General features: G+C 64.6%; 12 protein-coding genes. 4 read left to right on the top strand and 8 right to left on the bottom strand.

Annotated elements, in window-relative coordinates; genetic code table 11:
* Nucleotides 1–67 precede the first annotated feature (67 nt).
* Nucleotides 68–1,507: a hydroxylacyl-CoA dehydrogenase gene (locus ACZ5K7_RS15620; RefSeq protein ID WP_468913919.1), complete on the top strand. Its 1,440-nt coding sequence runs from the start codon at nt 68–70 to the stop codon at nt 1,505–1,507.
* A gap of 302 nt (nt 1,508–1,809) precedes the next feature.
* Here the strand turns inward: ACZ5K7_RS15620 and ACZ5K7_RS15615 are convergent, their stop codons facing one another.
* A complete protein-coding gene (locus ACZ5K7_RS15615) occupies nt 1,810–2,262 on the bottom strand; it encodes a MarR family winged helix-turn-helix transcriptional regulator (RefSeq protein WP_468913760.1) in 453 nt (150 codons plus the stop codon).
* Nucleotides 2,263–2,531: 269 nt separating this feature from the next.
* Here ACZ5K7_RS15615 and ACZ5K7_RS15610 point away from each other — a divergent pair, with 269 nt between their 5' ends.
* The 3 genes from ACZ5K7_RS15610 to ACZ5K7_RS15600 all read left to right on the top strand — a co-directional run bounded on the left by ACZ5K7_RS15610 (nt 2,532) and on the right by ACZ5K7_RS15600 (nt 5,869).
* Nucleotides 2,532–3,266, top strand: a complete 735-nt coding sequence (locus tag ACZ5K7_RS15610) for an acetoacetate decarboxylase (RefSeq protein ID WP_351708705.1) — start codon at nt 2,532–2,534, stop codon at nt 3,264–3,266.
* 64 nt (nt 3,267–3,330) lie between these two features.
* Nucleotides 3,331–4,284 carry a 3-hydroxyacyl-CoA dehydrogenase NAD-binding domain-containing protein gene (locus ACZ5K7_RS15605; RefSeq protein ID WP_351708702.1) on the top strand — a complete coding sequence of 318 codons (954 nt, stop codon included), beginning with the start codon at nt 3,331–3,333 and terminating at the stop codon, nt 4,282–4,284.
* Between the two features lie 55 nt (nt 4,285–4,339).
* Nucleotides 4,340–5,869, top strand: a complete 1,530-nt coding sequence (locus ACZ5K7_RS15600) for a CoA transferase (protein WP_468913756.1) — start codon at nt 4,340–4,342, stop codon at nt 5,867–5,869.
* A 139-nt stretch (nt 5,870–6,008) separates the two neighbouring features.
* On the opposite strand, the gene ACZ5K7_RS15595 is transcribed toward ACZ5K7_RS15600, so the two are convergent.
* From ACZ5K7_RS15595 to ACZ5K7_RS15565, 7 genes are all read right to left on the bottom strand, one after another.
* Entirely contained in the window at nt 6,009–6,329 is a 321-nt protein-coding gene (locus tag ACZ5K7_RS15595; protein ID WP_468913753.1) for a hypothetical protein, read from the bottom strand.
* Nucleotides 6,330–6,442: 113 nt separating this feature from the next.
* Nucleotides 6,443–7,291, bottom strand: a complete 849-nt coding sequence (locus ACZ5K7_RS15590) for a hypothetical protein (protein WP_468913750.1) — start codon at nt 7,289–7,291, stop codon at nt 6,443–6,445.
* Between the two features lie 20 nt (nt 7,292–7,311).
* Nucleotides 7,312–8,838 carry an ATP-dependent nuclease gene (locus ACZ5K7_RS15585; protein WP_468913747.1) on the bottom strand — a complete coding sequence of 509 codons (1,527 nt, stop codon included), beginning with the start codon at nt 8,836–8,838 and terminating at the stop codon, nt 7,312–7,314.
* A gap of 199 nt (nt 8,839–9,037) precedes the next feature.
* A complete protein-coding gene (locus ACZ5K7_RS15580; protein ID WP_351708690.1) occupies nt 9,038–9,760 on the bottom strand; it encodes a M48 family metallopeptidase in 723 nt (240 codons plus the stop codon).
* Nucleotides 9,747–12,839, bottom strand: coding sequence for a type I restriction endonuclease subunit R (locus ACZ5K7_RS15575; RefSeq protein WP_468913743.1), 3,093 nt, complete (start codon nt 12,837–12,839; stop codon nt 9,747–9,749). The genes ACZ5K7_RS15580 and ACZ5K7_RS15575 overlap by 14 nt, the downstream gene beginning before the upstream one ends.
* Complete coding sequence (locus ACZ5K7_RS15570) at nt 12,836–13,969, bottom strand: restriction endonuclease subunit S (RefSeq protein WP_468913741.1); 1,134 nt, start codon at nt 13,967–13,969, stop codon at nt 12,836–12,838. The genes ACZ5K7_RS15575 and ACZ5K7_RS15570 overlap by 4 nt, the downstream gene beginning before the upstream one ends.
* Nucleotides 13,970–14,061: 92 nt before the next feature.
* On the bottom strand, nt 14,062–16,494 hold the full coding sequence (locus ACZ5K7_RS15565) for a type I restriction-modification system subunit M (RefSeq protein ID WP_468913738.1): 2,433 nt from the start codon (nt 16,492–16,494) through the stop codon (nt 14,062–14,064).
* Between the last annotated feature and the right edge of the window lie 713 nt (nt 16,495–17,207).

Raw genomic sequence — 17,207 nt, 5'->3', positions numbered from 1 at the left:
CCGCTGGACAAGAAGGAGACCACCGGCGAGAGCGGTGGCAACGGCGGCAGCTGACCAGGTGCCGATGCTGGACCGATACCTCACGGTCGCGGAAGTCACCGACTCGGCACGGCGGCTGGTCTCCCGGTTCCCCGGGACCGGCCGGCTGCGCCGGATCGGCACGTCCCGGGCCGGCCGCCCGATCCTGATGCTGTCCGTGGGACACGGTCCGCACCACGTCCTGGTGGTCGCCCGGCCGCACCCCGACGAGCCGGTCGGCGGCACCACCGCGATCGCCCTGGCGGAGCACGTCGCGAGCGGCCTGGCGAAGCGGGGGGCGAGCGTTCTGGCGGAGCGGGGGGCGCGCGGCCTGGCGGAGCGGGGGGCGCGCGGCCACCAGCCGCCCACGGCGGCGGATCCGCCGACGGCTACCGATCCGCCGACGGCTGCCGATCCGTCCACGCCGACCGTCCCGTCCACGGTCACCGATCCGTCCCTCGTCACCTGGGACATCGTGCTGTGCCTTGACCCGGACGGCGCCGCGCTCAGCCAGGGCATCGAAGAGGCGACGGCCAGGCCCCGCCACACCCTGGCCGACTACTACCGTGCCGCCTACCGCCCGGTCGCGGCGGAACAGCCGGAGTGGGCGCCCATCGAATCCCGGCATCTCCCGGAGAGCCAGGCGCTGTTCGACGTCATCGACGAACTGCGGCCGGTCCTCCAGTGCTCCCTGCACAACGTCGACGCGGGCGGCACCTGGGTCCAGTTGACCCGCGACCTCCCCCGCTTCGCCGCGCCGTTCCGGAAGTCCGCCGCCGAGCTGGCCATCCCGGTCCAGTACGGCACGTTCGACGCCCTGTACTGGGAGAACCCGGGCCCCGGCGTCTACGTCCTGCCGCCGCCACAGAGCGCGGCCCGTCTGGCGGCCGGGTCCGAGAACATCGGGTTGTCCACGTGGTGCGCACCCGCGCGGTACGGCGGGGTCACGGCGATCATCGAGGTGCCCCTGTGGGGGACCGACCTGGCCGACGACCCGTCCCCGCGCCCGGACGCCGGTGCCGTACTGCGTGACCTGGCCGGGCTGGTACGGGACGGCGGACGCCAGGTGACCGCCGTACTCGACAAGGCCCGCCCCTTCCTGCCACCGGCCCGGGACAACGCGCCCAGACGAGTCCTGGAGTGGATGGCCGACGGCCTCTACGACCTGGTCGCCGACTCCTGGGAACCGCTCGCCCGGGAGGCGGCCGACGGTCCGCCGGGGTTGACGACAGCCCAGCTCTGCGCCTTGGACATCGTGGCGCGCCGCCAACCGCTACGCGCCGCGGGCCTGCTGCTACGACTGCTGGAGACGGCGGACGATCCTGCCGCGCCGGGCCTGCGCCGCGATCTGGACGACCTCTTCACCACCTGGTGCGCGGACTTCGAGAAGACCCTGCACCTGCGCCGGGTACCCGTGCGCCAACAGGTCGCCCACCAGACACGCACCATCCTGGCGGCCGCCGAGAGCGCGCTGACCGCCCTCCGATGAGAAGGCCCCGGGCCGAGGCCGGCGCGGTTCGAACGCAGGGGCGCCCACCCTCCGGGGCGCGGCCGCAGCCGGGGCCCCGGGAGGCCAGCCTGGGCACCGCCGCCTCCATCACCCTGCTCTCAACACCCTCCGACCGACCGGAACCACCCGGATGCGCGGCGTCGACGGCACGGCCGCGACCCGCTCCGGGCCACTCCGAGCCCTTCCTTCCGAGCCGCTCGTACGGTTCCCGGGCCACTCCGGACTGCTCCGGACTGCTCCGGCCACGGCGGTAGGCGCCCGGTCCCCTGGCCGAGTGTCCGTCAGTGGTCCGGTGTGTCGGCGGCGACCGCGGAGGCGGCGGTGTTGTAGCGGGCGAGGAGGCCGCGCAGGGCCTGGACCTCCTCCGCGGCCCAGCCCTCGGTGCGGGTGTCGACCTCCCGGTACATCAGGGCGTCGGCGCGGGTGAGGAGTTCCCTGCCGTGGTCGCTGGGTCGCAGCAGCTGGGCTCGGTGGTCGTGCGGGTCGGCCTCGCGTACCACCAGGCCGGCGCGTTGCAGAGCGGCGACCTGGCGGCTGATCGTGGACTTGTTGAGGCCGTAGAGGCCGACCAGGTCCGCCGCGCGCGCCCCGTCGCGCGCGTCCATCTCGGACAGCAGGGAGTAGTCGACGAAGCTCAGTTCCGGGTGGAGCCGTTCGGCGTTGCCCCGGAAACGCCGGGAGAGAGTCACCAGCTCGCGGACCAGTCCCCGGAGCTCTGCGTCGTCGTCCGCCACGTGCGTGTCCCTTCCCTACGGCTCGGGCTCCCGCCTCGGAGTTTCATTTTGCAACAGACGGCAGGCGGATCTACAGTGGCTGTGTTGCATTATGCAACTCACATCGTCACCACAGACACCACGACGCCCCCAGAGCACTCCGGGGCACCCCGAGCACTCCGGGGCACCCCGGGGGTACCCGAGGCACTCGGCCGAGGGCAGGTGTACAACGTTTCGTCCCCTTAATGTCGTTATGTCAGTCATGGGGACGTGAGAGGCGGGCGAGAGCCATGCGAGTCGAGGACGTCGTCCACGCACCGAGCACACCACTGGACGCCCCGGCCTTCCCGGCGGGTCCGTACCGGTTCACCGACCGCGAGTATCTGAACATCACCTACCGGACGGATCCCGGGGCCCTGGAGCGGGTGGTGCCGGAGCCGCTGCGGGTGACGGAGCCGCTGGTGCGGTTCGAGGTCATGCGGATGCCGGACGTCACCGGGCTGGGCGACTACACGGAGTCGGGCCAGCTCGCCGTCGTCGAGTACGAGGGCGAGACGGGCGAGTACAGCCTGTCGATGTACGTGGACAACTTCCCCGCGATCGCGAGCGGCCGGGAGATCGGCGCCTTCCCGAAGAAGCTCGGCAGGCCCCGGCTCTTCGTCGACCAGGACACGCTCGTCGGCACCCTGGACTACGGCTCGCTGCCCGTCGCCCGCGCGACGATGGGCTACAAGCACCGGCAGCTGGCCACCGAGAAGGCCCGCGAGGAGCTGACGCTGCCGACGTTCATGCTCAAGAAACTTCCGCATTACGACGGTTCGCCGCGCATCTGCGAACTCGTCCGGACCCGGATCGGCGACCTCACGGTCAAGGGCGCCTGGAGCGGACCCGCCCGGCTGCAACTGCTGGCCCACGCGCTGGCCCCGCTCGCCGACCTGCCGGTCCTGGAGGTCGTCTCCGCCTCGCACATCCTCACCGACCTGACCCTGGGCCGCGCCCGGGTCGTCCACGACTACCTGGCCTGACCGCTCTCCCCTCTCTCCCCCTGCACACCCCCCACGCCGAGTCGAAGAAGAGCAGGTGTCCCGCATGTCCGAGAACGACAGCATCGCCGGAATCCGCAAGGTCACCGTGGTCGGAGGAGGCGTCATCGGTGCCTCCTGGGCGGCGCTGTTCCTGGCCCGCGGCCTGTCCGTCACCGTCAGCGACCCGCAGCCGGGAGTCGACGAGGCCGTACGCACGTATGTCGCACAGGCCACGCCCGCGTTGAAGGCGCTCGGGCTGGACACCTCGGCGCTCACCGCGCGGCTGTCCTTCGAGCCGGACCTGGCCGCCGCCGTCCGCGAGGCGGACCTGGTGCAGGAGAACGGCCCGGAGCGGCTGGAGGTCAAGCACGAGATGTGGCACACCATCGAGAGCAACGCACCGGCCGACGCCCTGTTCGCCACCTCCACCTCGGGCATCCCCGCCACCGAGATCGCCACCGCCCTCAGGGACCCGGCCCGGCTCGTCGTCGGGCACCCCTTCAACCCGCCGCATCTGGTGCCGCTGGTGGAGGTCGTTCCCGGCGAGCGGACCTCGGCGGAGACGGTCGAACGCGCCCGTGCCTTCTACCGCGGCCTCGGCAAACAGCCACAGGTGCTGCGCAAGGAGGTGCCCGGCTTCGTCGCCAACCGGCTGCAGTCGGCGATCTTCCGCGAGTGTGTGCATCTGGTCAGCGAGGGCGTCGTCACCATGCAGGAGCTCGACGACATCGTCACCTCGTCCATCGGCCAGCGCTGGGCCGTCGCCGGGCCCTTCCGCTCCTTCCACCTCGGCGGCGGGGAGGGCGGACTGACGCACTTCATGGACCATCTGGGCATCGGCATGGAGCGGCGCTGGGCCGACATGGTCCAGGAGAAGGTGGCCTTCGACGAGCCCACGAGGCGGTTGCTGACCGAGCAGGTCAAGGACTTCGGCGGCACCGTCGACGAACTCGCCGCCGAGCGCGACCGCAGGCAGATCGCCCTGCTGCGCGCCCTGGGCAAGACCTTCGACGCCTGACCCGCACCCGCCCTCACCGCCGGGCATCCCCCACACCACAGAGATTGCAGAATCCATGAGCGCCGAAGAACTCACCGACCGCATCCAGCAGACCCTCGCCACCCCGTCCACCACGGACGACGGCTTCGACATCCACCAGGCCCTGCGCGAGGTCCTCGCCTCGGCCGGCCTCCATCCCGAGGACAGCGGCGGAGAGATCACCTTCATCGGCGCCGACCCCGTCGTGCCCAGCATCATGCGCCTGGGCGCCGTCCCCGCCCTGGGCATGACCGCCAAGTCCGTCGCGCTGGCCGCCCTGTGGCGCCGGCGCACCGGCGAGGGCCAGGACATCACCATGGACCTGCGCAAGGCCCCGCACCGGCTGTGCCCCTTCTACGACAAGAAGTGGGAACTGCTCAACGGCTACCCCGGCGGCACGCCCTCGGACCCGGCCAACCCGCTCGGATTCGACTTCTACCGGACGCGTGACGACCGCTGGGTCATGCCGCTCAACCCCTACCCGAAGATCAAGAACGCCGTCTACAAGCTGCTCCGCACCTGGCCCGAGAAGCAGGCCGTCGCGGACGCCGTCTCCAAGTGGAACGCCGCCGACCTGGAGCAGGCGGGCGACGAGATCGGCGTGGTGATGCCCATGCTGCGCACCACCGAGGAGTTTCTCCGCGAGCCCGCCTACGAGTACATCGCACAGCAGCCGCTGATCAAGATCGAGAAGATCGCCGAGAGCGAGCCCGAACCGCTGTCCGCCGCGGCCGCCCAGCCGCTCTCCGGCGTGCGCGCCCTGGGCATGGGCCACATCATCGCCGGCGCCGGAGTCGGCCGGGACCTGGCCCAGCACGGTGCCGACGTGCTGAACATCTGGCGGCCGAACGAGCTGGAGCACGACTCCACCTACAACACCGCCAACGTCGGCGTCCGTTCGACCACCATCGACCCCTACGGCGCCGAGGGACAGGCTCGGATCCGCGAACTCCTGCGCGGAGCGGACGTCTTCTATGCCAACCGCCGCCCCGGCTACCTGGAGAAGATCGGCCTCGGCGCCGAGGAGGCCGCGGCCGTCCGGCCCGGCATCGTCCACGTCAGCATCACCCTCGCCGGCGAGACCGGCCCCTGGGCACACCGCGTCGGCTTCGATCAGACGGCCGGCGCGCTCAGCGGCATCATGCTCATGGAGGGCGAGGACGGCATCGCGGCCGGCCCGACCAGCACCCCCGCCCTGCCGTACATCAGCGTCGTCAACGACTACGTCCTCTCCTGGCTGGCCACCACCGGCGTGCTCGCCGCGCTGATGCGCCGCGCCACCGACGGCGGCAGTTACCGCGTCACCCTCAACCTCACCCGCATCGCCACCTGGATCCTCAGCCTCGGTGTCTTCGACCGCGCCTACGCCCACGCGACCGCCCTCGACCCCGACCCGGGCTCCCCGCACGCCTACCTCGACCCCGACACCTTCACCGCCGACACCCCCTGCGGCCACTACCAGGGCGTCACCGACCAGATCGTCATGACCCGCACCCCCGGCCGCTTCCGCGACATCCTCCTCCCCCGCGGCAGCAGCGCTCCCCTGTGGCTCCCCGACCCCAACTGAACACAGCGACCCGCGGAGAGCCGGCCCTCGGGCGGTGTCGGGGCCGGCCGGTCCAGTTCGCCCGGATCCGCGCCAAGGCCGATCACCGCGCCCCCGCTCGGCCTCGTCCCGGCACGGCAATGAGCCACGGGCCCGACTCCTACGAGCCGAACCCCTCCCGAACTGCGGGAGAGCCGGTGCCGTTCGGCGGACGATGCGCGGTCTGGGCAGGACGGGCCGAGGGGAACGTCGTGGCGAGCTGGTCGAGCAGGAGCGCCGCGGACGGGTGCGGGTCGCGGCGGGGCGTGATCGTGTAGATGCCACGGGGCGGCGGGGCGACGACCATCTCGTCGGTCCCCAGGTACCGTTGTTCGACACGCGGGCCGTTGGGCAGCCCCGGTGGCGCGTCGGTGACGACAGCGACGTCGAGATCTCCGGCGCTCACTTGGTCGTGCGGCTGCGGGCTCGGCCCAAGCAGCATGCTCCAGGCACCGCGGCCTGTGGAGTGCCGGGACGCGCGGGTCAGAAGACTCCAGCCGCCCGACAGCAACAGGGATCGACCAAGGTCTGCGTCGCTACACCCAATCTGGTTGGTTACAGCGGGCCCACCGAGCTGGGACTGTCTTGCCCTGTAGGGCCTTCGCAATAGAGGTCGTCAGCTGCGAGTGTCCGGAATGTGATGCCTTCACAGCTGTTGAGGTCTACAGCGAACCGACTCTCCGCTTCATCCTCCAGATAGACACGCACCATGCGTGCGCCACCGCGTTTACGCTGTCTTTCGACGCTATACGTCACATCGGAGATTGCACGGTTGGCTTCGATGGCGTAGCGCTTCCCCAGCTCGAAGAGCCTGAAGTGGTTCTTGACCCGCGCGATGAGTGTGGCATCCCAGGATGCCGGCGGGCTTACGAAGAAGTGCAGCCGCACCGTGCCCGAATCGTGGATCGATCGCGCATCTAACCATCTCTCATGGGATACCCGGTCGAGATATGGATGCAGGAGTGTGTTCTCGGCACTGTCCGGCCGCTTGTTCCCCTTGATCAAATTGCACTGCTCGCAGACGGGGACAAGGTTGAGCGGATCGACACATAAAGCGGGGAAAAGACTCTTCGGCATGAAGTGGTCAAGTTGGCGAACGGTGCCCTGCCTACACAACGGGCAACGTTCGTTGAGCGGGGCGGCCATCAACTCGTCACGTATCACCCGCCCCCCGACGGTCTGCATGCCGTTCTCGTAGGCCCAATCCACGAAGGCATCGTCGGCGATCTCGGGAATCTTAAAGCCCTTAGGGTCAAGGTCATGCAGATTCCTGGCAGCCGCAGCCTCACGGAGTGCCTGGCCGGCCTTCTGTACAGCGTTGGCCGCGTTGAGCAGCCGCTCACGCCGCTCTTCTGCCTTGGTGCGAGCGACGCACGCCTGATAGCTGTCACTCGCCTTCCGCATGGGAACTTTTAAGGGCCACATCAAAGGACACCATCCGACTTCTCTGCCAGAAGGACCCGGACCAACCCCTTTGCCTCTCCGCCGAGCTTGCCGTCGAAGTGAGCAAGAACCTCTTCGTATGTGTCCAGCGCGGCCACAGCTCTGCCGATTTCCGCGTAGAAACCGGACTGCATCACTTCCAGCCCGAACACCTCGTGGGTGAGTACGCCCACGTTCTCGCCGTACGTCTCAATCAGCGGGCGCTCGGAGCGGCTGCTCTCGCCCTGGCGTATGAGCTTGTAGATGCAGGACCGCGGCACCGTCTGAAGTACAACGGGCGAATGTGTAGCAACTACTGCGACGCCGTTGCGCGCGGACAACAGGTTAGACAGCGCCTGCATGAAGGAAGCCAGCAGCGGCGGATGCAAGTGGGCTTCCGGCTCGTCCAGTAGGACTAGAGACTGCTCAGCCACAAGATGCACGAGCTGTGTCATGGTCAGCGTCACGATCGCGTGACCTGAGCTCATCCGCCCGAAGGCAGAGGTCAGATCCCGCACGTGGGATTCCGTAACCTTCACGCCGGCTCGTATGTCGCTGGCGTAGGTCGCGATGGCGGAGTTCGCAAACTGCGGGTCACGACTCAACAGCATTATCGCCTCGCGCCAACGCATCAGGTCACGCGAGTTGATGACGGCATGGATTCCAGCATTGAAGGCCGCTTGCAGTAGTTGCTGCTGGGTGCCGGTGGGTAGATCATCGGGCGAGGTGCTTTGGAGGCCGACATAAGTATATTTCACCGCTTGGGGATCGCTCTCCTCCACCACTTCAACGAAGGGGTCGAAGGCGCTGAAGGTGACCGAGACCACGTTCACGAACCGCTCGCCGGTTGCAGACGTGGACGTCGGGAGCACATCCACGTGGCCGAATTGCGCCTGCCTCTCGGGCCAGACGACCGCAGCGGCAAGATTCCGCAGCAAGGTCGTTTTCCCAACTCCGTTGCGCCCGATGAGGACGTGGATATTACTGGACGGCGTGGAGTCGGGATCGACCTTGAAGTCGAGAGCGTTCTCAGCCCCGTGCCCCGGTGATATGTAGCGGAACCGGTACTCAGTCAGCCGGACTCCACCGCGTGCGATCCGGTTGAACTGGGCCCTGACAGTCTGTTCCTCAATCGTCCGCAACAGTGATGATCGTGTCACTGGGTACTGCATAGCGGTCTCGAGAAGATCGGGGTTGTAGGCCACGTCACAGAGCCCTCGGAGGATTTCTTGGCGCCTGTCGTGTCCAAGCTTCTTGATGTTGTCGTAGTAGCGATCACTCTGTCCGAGGGAGAAAAGTTCACCCGGTGGCGGGCCATCGTAGACCCCGGCACGAATGGGGCTGGGGCCATCTTCCTGCCCAGCGACGGCGACCTTGACGAAACCCAAGTTCGTCTGCGTCTGTGAGTCTCTGTACCAAAGGGTGTAGCCGGTGCGGAAGCCGAAGTCGTCCCAGTCATCGGCTACCAGGACCACGGCCTCGGGGCCTGAGCGCACCGGCGTGTCTTGGGGCAGGACAATGAACTTCACCGGGTCGAGCCTCCGGTTCTGCGGCGGACACCTGCACTACGGTCGAACTGAGTTTTGACCCTATCGTCTCGGTCTGACAGGGCGATCACGACGAGTTCAGCTCAAGGCCGTGCGCCCGTCTGGCAGCTCACGCCACCGGCCGCGCAGTGACCCTTGTTTGCGCGGGTACATCCTGCGAGAGGCTCCTCCTACCGCTCCCTCAGGCCCACTCTTCCTCTGCAAGTGGGGCGTCGTTCAGCTGGTCACGAAGACTCCGCCAATTCGGCATGAACCTCTCCATAAGCTTGGTGAAGCGCTGATCGTGGTTGCGTTCCAAGTAGTGCGTCATCTCGTGGACAACGATGTACTCGAGGCAGCCTGGAGGCTTCTTCGCAAGCTCGACGTTGAACCAGATGCGCCCGGTCTCGCGATTGCACGAGCCCCACTTGGTCTTCATTCGCTTGATATTCCACTGCGGCACCGAAACTTCGAGGACGGCTTCCCACTTGACAATCAAACCCGGGATCACATGTCGAAGCTGCGCCCGATACCAACGGTCGAGCAACTCCCGCCGCCGTTCAGCTGTTGTGCCGACTGGGACGTACAGCAGGAGTCGTTCACCGTCCAGCTCGAAGTGAGCCCGCCCGGGGCGCTCCACGACCTTCATTCTGCGGCGAACGCCCCACACATAGTGGGATTCGCCTGTGACCATCTCTCGCGTGGACTGCCGTGCGGCTGATCGAAATTGCTCGCGCTGCTCTTTGATCCACGGTAGGCGTTGGATTACAGCGAGTCGTACCTGCTCATTGTCGAGCTGGTGCGGCGCTGCTACACGGACGCGTCCCAGTGGCGGATAGACACCGATGTGCAGGTTCTTGATGTTCTTGTAGATGACTTCAACGTCGATGCCACGGATGGTGAGAGAGGCACTAGCGGTACTCACGGCGCGCCTTCAGCAGTTCCAGTAGCTCATCAAGCCGGTCGAAGTCGGCAGTCAGTGCTTGAGCAAGCGCGCGCCTGACCTTCTTCTCCTTCATCGCGTTGCCCACCCACGAGTCGGGCTTGGTATGGAGGATGGTGGTGTCCACAACCGCGGCAAGCTCCGGTGACTCACCGAAGAAGTCAATCAGAGCGCGGCGAGCACCGTTGTCAGCCCACTCCGGGTACTTGCTGTCTGACTCGCCCTTGCCGAGCTTGGACGCGTGCTCCAGGAGCTTCGCGAGGTACCCCTTGTAATCCAAAGCATTCTGTCGCCGTTCCTCGAGTATGGCGTCGAGCAGCTCCGACATCTTGTCGTAGTACTTCGGGTTCATCGGACGCTCGTCGATGATCACCATGCGCATGTTGTTGGTGATCGTTTCTGCCACCGCTTCCGGGTCCTTCTTGATACCCGCTGGAAGCTTGTCGAGCGCGCCGGCTCCCATCTCGACGATCAACTGGATCAACCCGGCTTCCTGGAAGTCAGAGACCACCTCGGAGGGGCTGGCGCTGATGTACGTGTCCAGCAGGTGCCGCATGCCGGCCTCGTACTGCTTGAAATCGACATTCTCGCCAGCGCCGAGCTTCACCTCTTCACGCACGTTGGCGTAGTGGGCGATCTCTTCCTTGATCGCTGCAGCTTCGGCGTCGCTGTACCCAGCGGCCTGCATTTCGTTGGCGAGGTTGCCGTACGCGCGGGTCACGGCCGCAACAGACTTGTAGAGCTCAACCCGCTTGGGTTCGTTGGCCTTGAGTTGCTCGGCGTTGCCCTGCTCCCGGGCGCAGAAGTACTGCTGGTAATGGAGGGTGTCCTTGGGTGGTTCGACCGGCTCGCAGAGCGCCCGGATCTTCTCCAGGGCCTCATCGAGGTCGTCACGGGCCTTGTCGATCCGGTCTGACAGCAGCCCTTCGACGTCCTTCGTCTCGTAGCCTTCGAGAGCACCGCCGGTGTAGTCCGTGATCGCGGACTCGAGGGAGTTGAACAGGTCGCGGTAGTCGACGATGTAGCCGTAGTCCTTGTCCTCGCCATCAAGGCGGTTGACCCGGCAGATCGCCTGAAACAGACCGTGGTCCTGCATCTTCTTGTCGATGTACAGGTACGTCGCACTCGGAGCGTCGAAGCCGGTCAAGAGCTTGTCGACAACGATGAGCAGCCGCATCTGGGCCGGGTCATTGATGAAACGCTCCTTGACGTCCCTTTCGAACTGCTCGACCTTGCCCATCGCCTGGTCCGCAGGCTCGTTGAAGTGATCCGCGAGCATCTGCCGGTAGATCTCGTACTGACGCAGCCGCTCGGTCGCACCGTGGCCTGAGTCTTCCTTGGCGATGTCACTCGCCTGCGGCGTGTACGACGTGATGATGGCGGACTTGCCCTTAAACCCGGCCTGGGTGAACAGCTCGTAGAACTTACACGCCTGGTAGATGCTCTGACTGACGAGAATGGCGTTGCCGCGGCCATCCGACAGACGCGGCTTGATCTCCATGTCGAACAGGATGTCATTGACTATCTGCCGGGCCCGCGGCTCCGAGCTGACGACCTTCTGAATGGTGCCCCAGCGCTTCTTGAGTTCGGCGCGGGAGAGGTCGGTCATACCGCGGGTTTTGGCCTCAAACCACTGGTCGACCTTCGCTGGCGAGGTCAGGTCCTGGTCGATGTTGCGAGCCTCGTACCGCAAGTCGAGCACGACGCCGTCTGCAACGCCCTCATTGAACTTGTAGGTGTGAATGAAGCTGCCGAAACGCTGGACAGTGGTGTCCTTGTCCTCCTTGAGAAGAGGTGTGCCGGTGAAGCCGATGAACATGGCACCAGGCATGAGCGCCTTCATGGCGTCGTGCATCTTCCCCGACTGCGTACGGTGGGCTTCGTCGACGAAAACGAAGATGTTGCCCTTGGCCTGGAAGTCCTTGGGAACTGCCGCTTTGAGTTCACGAATGAACTCGCTCTCAGCTTTATCGCGGGCGTTCTCGTCTTCCGAGCCGCGGAACTTGTGAACCAGCGAGCAGACCAGCCACTCCTCGCTCGCATTCAATGTGGCGAGGAGGTCAGAGCTGCTCTTGGTGCGATAGATGGCCTCGTTGACTCCCTGGAAGACCTGCTGAATCTGATCATCCAGTTCGGTCCGATCAGTGATCAGCAAGACCCGTGGGTTGGTCCCAACCTGAGATTCTCGGATCCACTTAGCCAGCCACACCATCGTCAACGACTTGCCGGAGCCTTGGGTATGCCAAATGATGCCGCCCTCGCGCTTGGCGATCCGCTCCTGAGCCGCCTTGACGCCGAAGTACTGGTTGTGCCGACACGTCTTCTTCTGCCCCGCGTCGAAGACCATGAAGTCGTGAACCAGCTCGAGCAGGCGCTCCTTCGAGCAAAGCTGCGTCAAGGAACGGTCGAGGGGATCGGCGATGTCGGACGGTTCACGCCATGCGAGCCAGTACTTCTCCGGTGTGTCGATGGCGCTATAACGCAGCCCCTCTACGTCGTTGCCGGCCATGACGAGCTGCACAGTCGTGAAGAACGACCGGATGAACTCGGGGCGCTGGTTCCCGATGCTCTGCCGGATACCTTCAGAAACGGCAACCTTCGAGCGCTTGAGCTCGATCGTCCCGAAGGCAATACCGTTGACGTACAGCACGATGTCCGGGCGCTTGGTGTGCTGCCCCAACACCGTCACTTCCTCCGCCAGGGCGAAGTGATTCGCTTCGGGGCACGCCCAATCGACGAGCCACACCGTCTCCGCATGCTCGCCAGCACCAGGCTTCACCTTGACGCCGTACCGGAGCAAGCGGTATACGTCCCGATTCGCCTCGTAGAGATCGCGTCCGCCACCGAGCGAGGCATCGCTCTTCAGCTTATCGATCGCCTTGTTGATGAGGTTTTCGTTGTAGCCCCGGGCACGGAGGTTCTGCGCGAGCAGCTCAGCATTGACGTTGGAGTTTGCCGCACGGTGCTCCCAGTTGCCGAGATACTCGTAGCCCAGGCCGTCTCGGAAAAGCTCGATGACGCGGTCTTGAGTTGTGCGCTCCGGCTGGCCGACGTTGCTCATGCTTCGCTCTCCTTGACCAGAAGGCCGGTACCGCCGTTCATGAGCTGCTGCACCATACCTTGCTTGAGAGCGCGTACTTTATCGAGACGGACCACATGGGCTGCGATTTCGGTATCCATGCCAGACAACACCTCGGCAATCGCCGCCTGTTCGAGTCGATCAGTAGGCCAGAGGAGACGCAGATTGCTAAGCCGCGAACTACCGAGGTGCGCAATCGAGGTCGTCTTCGTGGCGATAGAAGCAAAAACTCCTGTCCGCTGACAGTGCCGAAAAAGATATGCAGCGAATTCTGGAGAGGTTCCCGTATAGGCCCGAAAACGGAGTAGCTGATTTTGCATTGCGCAAGGAGCTCCAAATTCGCCATTGTATACAGAACAACGACCCACAAACTCCAGGGACTGGCCTTCATTGAGTAGAACATCCCCGCGCTCGATGCCGAAGCGTTCAAATTCGACATCTGTCATAGGCATCCACAGAACGTCCTTTAGGTCGATCCTTCCATCAAGTACATTTTTTGTCCGGAGATAGGGACGCAAGGCTCCAGCACCACTAACATTCAGCGCCTTGCCAGCCAGGACATCCCCCATCTCCGATACGCGGCGATGCTCCCAGGCGTCCCTGAACCCTTGGACCCTGGCGCGGCCTGTCAGGAGGTCCTGCATCGCACCCTGTTTGATCGCCTGCTTTTTGGCGATCAAACGTTCCAGCGTAACGATCAGGTCGTCGACGTCAGTTATCGCGGCCGCAACCGCATTCTGCGTCGCGATGTCAGGCAATGGGACTGGGAGCTGCGCATATTCGCGCCCATTAATGCCCGGCTGACCGCTGCGGACAGACATCCGGGCAACCCAGTCCCAATATTCCTTGGACTGCACGAAAAGCGATAGATATTCGGGATTCAGTCGCTTCGGATCTGGCGCAACATTGATCAGAAATCCGGCATATACCAACTCGCCGTCCCGCGAGTCGTACAGGTAAGACTTGCCAACGCTGGCGCCAGTGCGCGCGAAAACAAGCTCTCCATCGGACAATCTGTAGTTGGCTGCGCTGACGTGATCTACTCCGACCTTGGGATCAGGGGTGAACCTGCCCGAGTCGTCGATATCCGTGATTCGGATATAGGTCGCCACGCCGGGAGCTAGCGGAACCGCCGCGGCGTTGATTCCGTAACGAGGTGGGCGTAGCAGTAGCTGGCCGAGTGGCTTATGCTTCGCGCGGGCCATTACTCCACTCCCATACTGGCCAGGTGCTGTACAACCTTGGAGCCGAGCATTTCCACTAGCGTGTTAAGCGCCCCTACGGTTTCGGCATAGCGCTCGCCGAGCTGCTGGATCCGTGAGACGAGTGCGAGCGTGAGTGACTCAGCCTCAGACGCCACGCGGCTAGCGACGGTCGCATGCCACTTGTCGTCGAGTACCAGCTGCTTGATCTCAGGCTCGGTGAGGTCCCCGTACCTCTTGAGAGTCGCGAGATCGAGGGCGGCCTGGGCTTCCTTGGCGGTCTTCTTGGCAACAGCCTCGTCGTTGTACAGCCTGACAAGGTGCTGGAGAGCCTTGATCTCCTCCGCATCAGCTCCCTCGTGCCGAGCCACCTTGAGGCGCGTCGAAGCGAGAACTTTAGAGATCTTGCCATCGTCCATCGCCTCGGCAAGCAGGCCGTCCTCTGCAGCGTGCTCCTCGATGTACTCCTCGACAGCACGGCTTGCTTCTTCGGCTACCGCGTGCAGCGCATCGACCTTGGACTGCTCGTCCGCGAAGTACCGAGCGACGACAAACGTCGGCGGGATGAGGTCCATCTTGTACTTGGTGGCGCTGCGCCCCGAGCCAATGACAAGGTCCGGGGTCTCGGAGAGCTTGCGCTCTTTGTCCTCGATCGTCTTGCGGGGCTTCGCCGCCTCACACCACCCGTCGTTCATGACGAGGAAGACGTCGTCGTGCATGACGCCGTGCCAGTAAGTCATGAGCTGCTCGTAGACACCGTACTCGTCGAGCAGAGGGGTGTTCTTGAACCGGGCCAACAGATCGTCACTGATACCAGAGATCAGGTCCTTGGGGACAGTGTCCGGGTTGAGCGCTTGCAGGACGGGCCGGTGCGCGGCGAACCAGTCGTCAACCTGGCCGCGGACGTCCATAGCGAACTTCTGAAACTCGTCGGAGTCCAGGATGGCCTGTTGTACCTCAGCCACGCCGACGGCCAGGTCGCTGAAGCCGGGGCGGTTCGGCTTGAAGAGCATGGCACGGAGACTCGGGAACGCCTCCCAGTACCCGTTGAGTGCGTCCAGATCCCGGTCCGGGATCCCGCCGTGAAGGTGGGCGTGAAGGTCCTGGATATCCTCCGGCTCGGAGGAGTCGATGTACCGCGGGATGTTGAGATTGTAGGCGTTCTTCGGGTCGGCGATCTCATGGAGCGGCACCATACGCGAATAGCGCTCGATCTCGGTCTGCTTGTTGAAGACGTCGACGATCTTGTGGATGTCCTGGCTTCGGAGGCGGTTCTTGTTGCCGTCCTTCAAGAAGCCCTTGGAAGCATCGATCATGAAGATGCCCTTTCGTGCCTGGGCGTTCTCCTTGTCGAGAACGATGATGCAGGCCGGAATGCCGGTGCCGTAGAAAAGGTTCGCGGGCAGGCTGATGATGCCCTTGATGTAGCCACGGCGCAGCAGTTCCTTACGAATGGTGGCCTCGGCGTGGCCGCGGAACAGCACGCCGTGCGGCAAGATGACTGCGGCCTTGCCGCTGCTCTTGAGGGACTTGAGGATGTGCAGGAGGAAGGCGTAGTCGCCGTTTTTCTCCGGCGGCCGGCCGAACTCGAAGCGACCGTAGTCATTCTCCAGGCCGTTGCTCCACGACTTGATCGAGAACGGCGGATTGGCGACGGCGAAGTCGAAGGTCTGTAGCCGTGCGCCCTGAGTGAACTGTGGGCTGGTGATCGTGTCACCCTTGCGGATGTCACGGTCCTCGTAGCCGTGCAGAATCATGTTCATCTGGGCCAGCGCCCAGGTCGCGTTGTCCTTCTCCTGACCGTAAATGGTGAGGCCACGTGGGGCCTCGTCAGCGACCTTGAGGAGCAACGAGCCTGACCCGCACGTTGGATCGTAGACGGTGTGGTCCTGCCGGGTGCCCGCTCCGATACCGACGACCTTGGCAAGTACCCGTGAGACCTCGGCCGGGGTGTAGAACTGCCCCTTCGACTTGCCCGATTCTGTAGCGAAATGTCGCATCAGGTACTCGTAGGCGTCACCGAGCAGGTCGTCGCCCTCAGCGCGGCTACCACGGAAGTCCAGGTCAGCGAAGATCGCCACCAGCTTGGAGAGGCGATCCTGCATCTCCTTGTCCTTGCCGAGCTTCTCCTCGTCGTTGAAGTCGGCCAGGTCGATGACCTTCTCAAGTCCGTTGGCCTCGGCGAGCTTGCCGATGACCTTGTTGATCTTGTCGCCGATCTCCTTGTCGCCTTTGAGGGCAACCATGTCGTCGAAGGACCCGCCGGCGGGGACGTCGATCAAGGAGTTCGGATCGGATTTGGCCTTGTCTGTCACGTACTTCACGAACAACAGCGTCAGGATGTAGTCCTTGTACTGGCTCGCATCCATGCCGCCACGCAGCTCATCGCAGCTCCTCCACAGGGAGCTGTACAGGTCAGACTTCTTGAGGGCCACTAGTACGCCACCCCTTTGCCAGCGCCGAGCCCAGAGCCTGACCGCGATCCCGCAGTGAGGTGTACGCGTGACCTGTCCATCCTTCGGCGCCTATCCTTCGTATGTCGGTGCGCGACAGCTCTGCCACGAGTGGCGGAACCCAAGCTGAGTGCCCCAACGATAGCGCCGAGTTCTCACACAGGATGCCGTTAGTCCGCGGCACTCAAGGGCCTAGTCCGTGTCACGTGCAATGAATCAGACGAGGGGCCTTCACAGACACCAGGGTGTGGCGGTCGTGCCAACTGATCGAGGGCGAAAGCCGTAGGTGGCCCAGCTAGGATCAGGCGGCCATTCTCCCGTTGCGAGGTGCAACTCCTCACGTTCCGCGCGACTCAAGCCCCAGCGCTCGCCTGCATCAACCGCGGCCTGGCCGGCCACAGTCGTACGGCGCTGCTGATTAGGTCGAAGTCCTGAGGGGAATCTGGCCCAGGCCTCGTTGGCGCAGCGTCCGCATAGCTCTGCGCGCTCGGCCATGGGAACTGCAAAGCCACGTCAGCGCGGGACAGTATCCCGGGGGTGGCCCCAGGTGGGTCACGTCCGCTGGAGTGGTGTATCGACGGCCACTCGGTGATCTCGTTTTGAGGCTATGCGTGAGTTCGGTGGGCAGGGTGGCGAGGGCATGCAGCGGCAGACTGTCTGGAGCGGTCATCGTGCTGATCTCCTTCGGGCTTCGA

The organism is Streptomyces sp. NPDC031497 (genome assembly GCF_055580905.1).
Note: the sequence above shows the minus strand (reverse complement) of the source record. Positions and strands in the feature narration are given on the sequence as shown.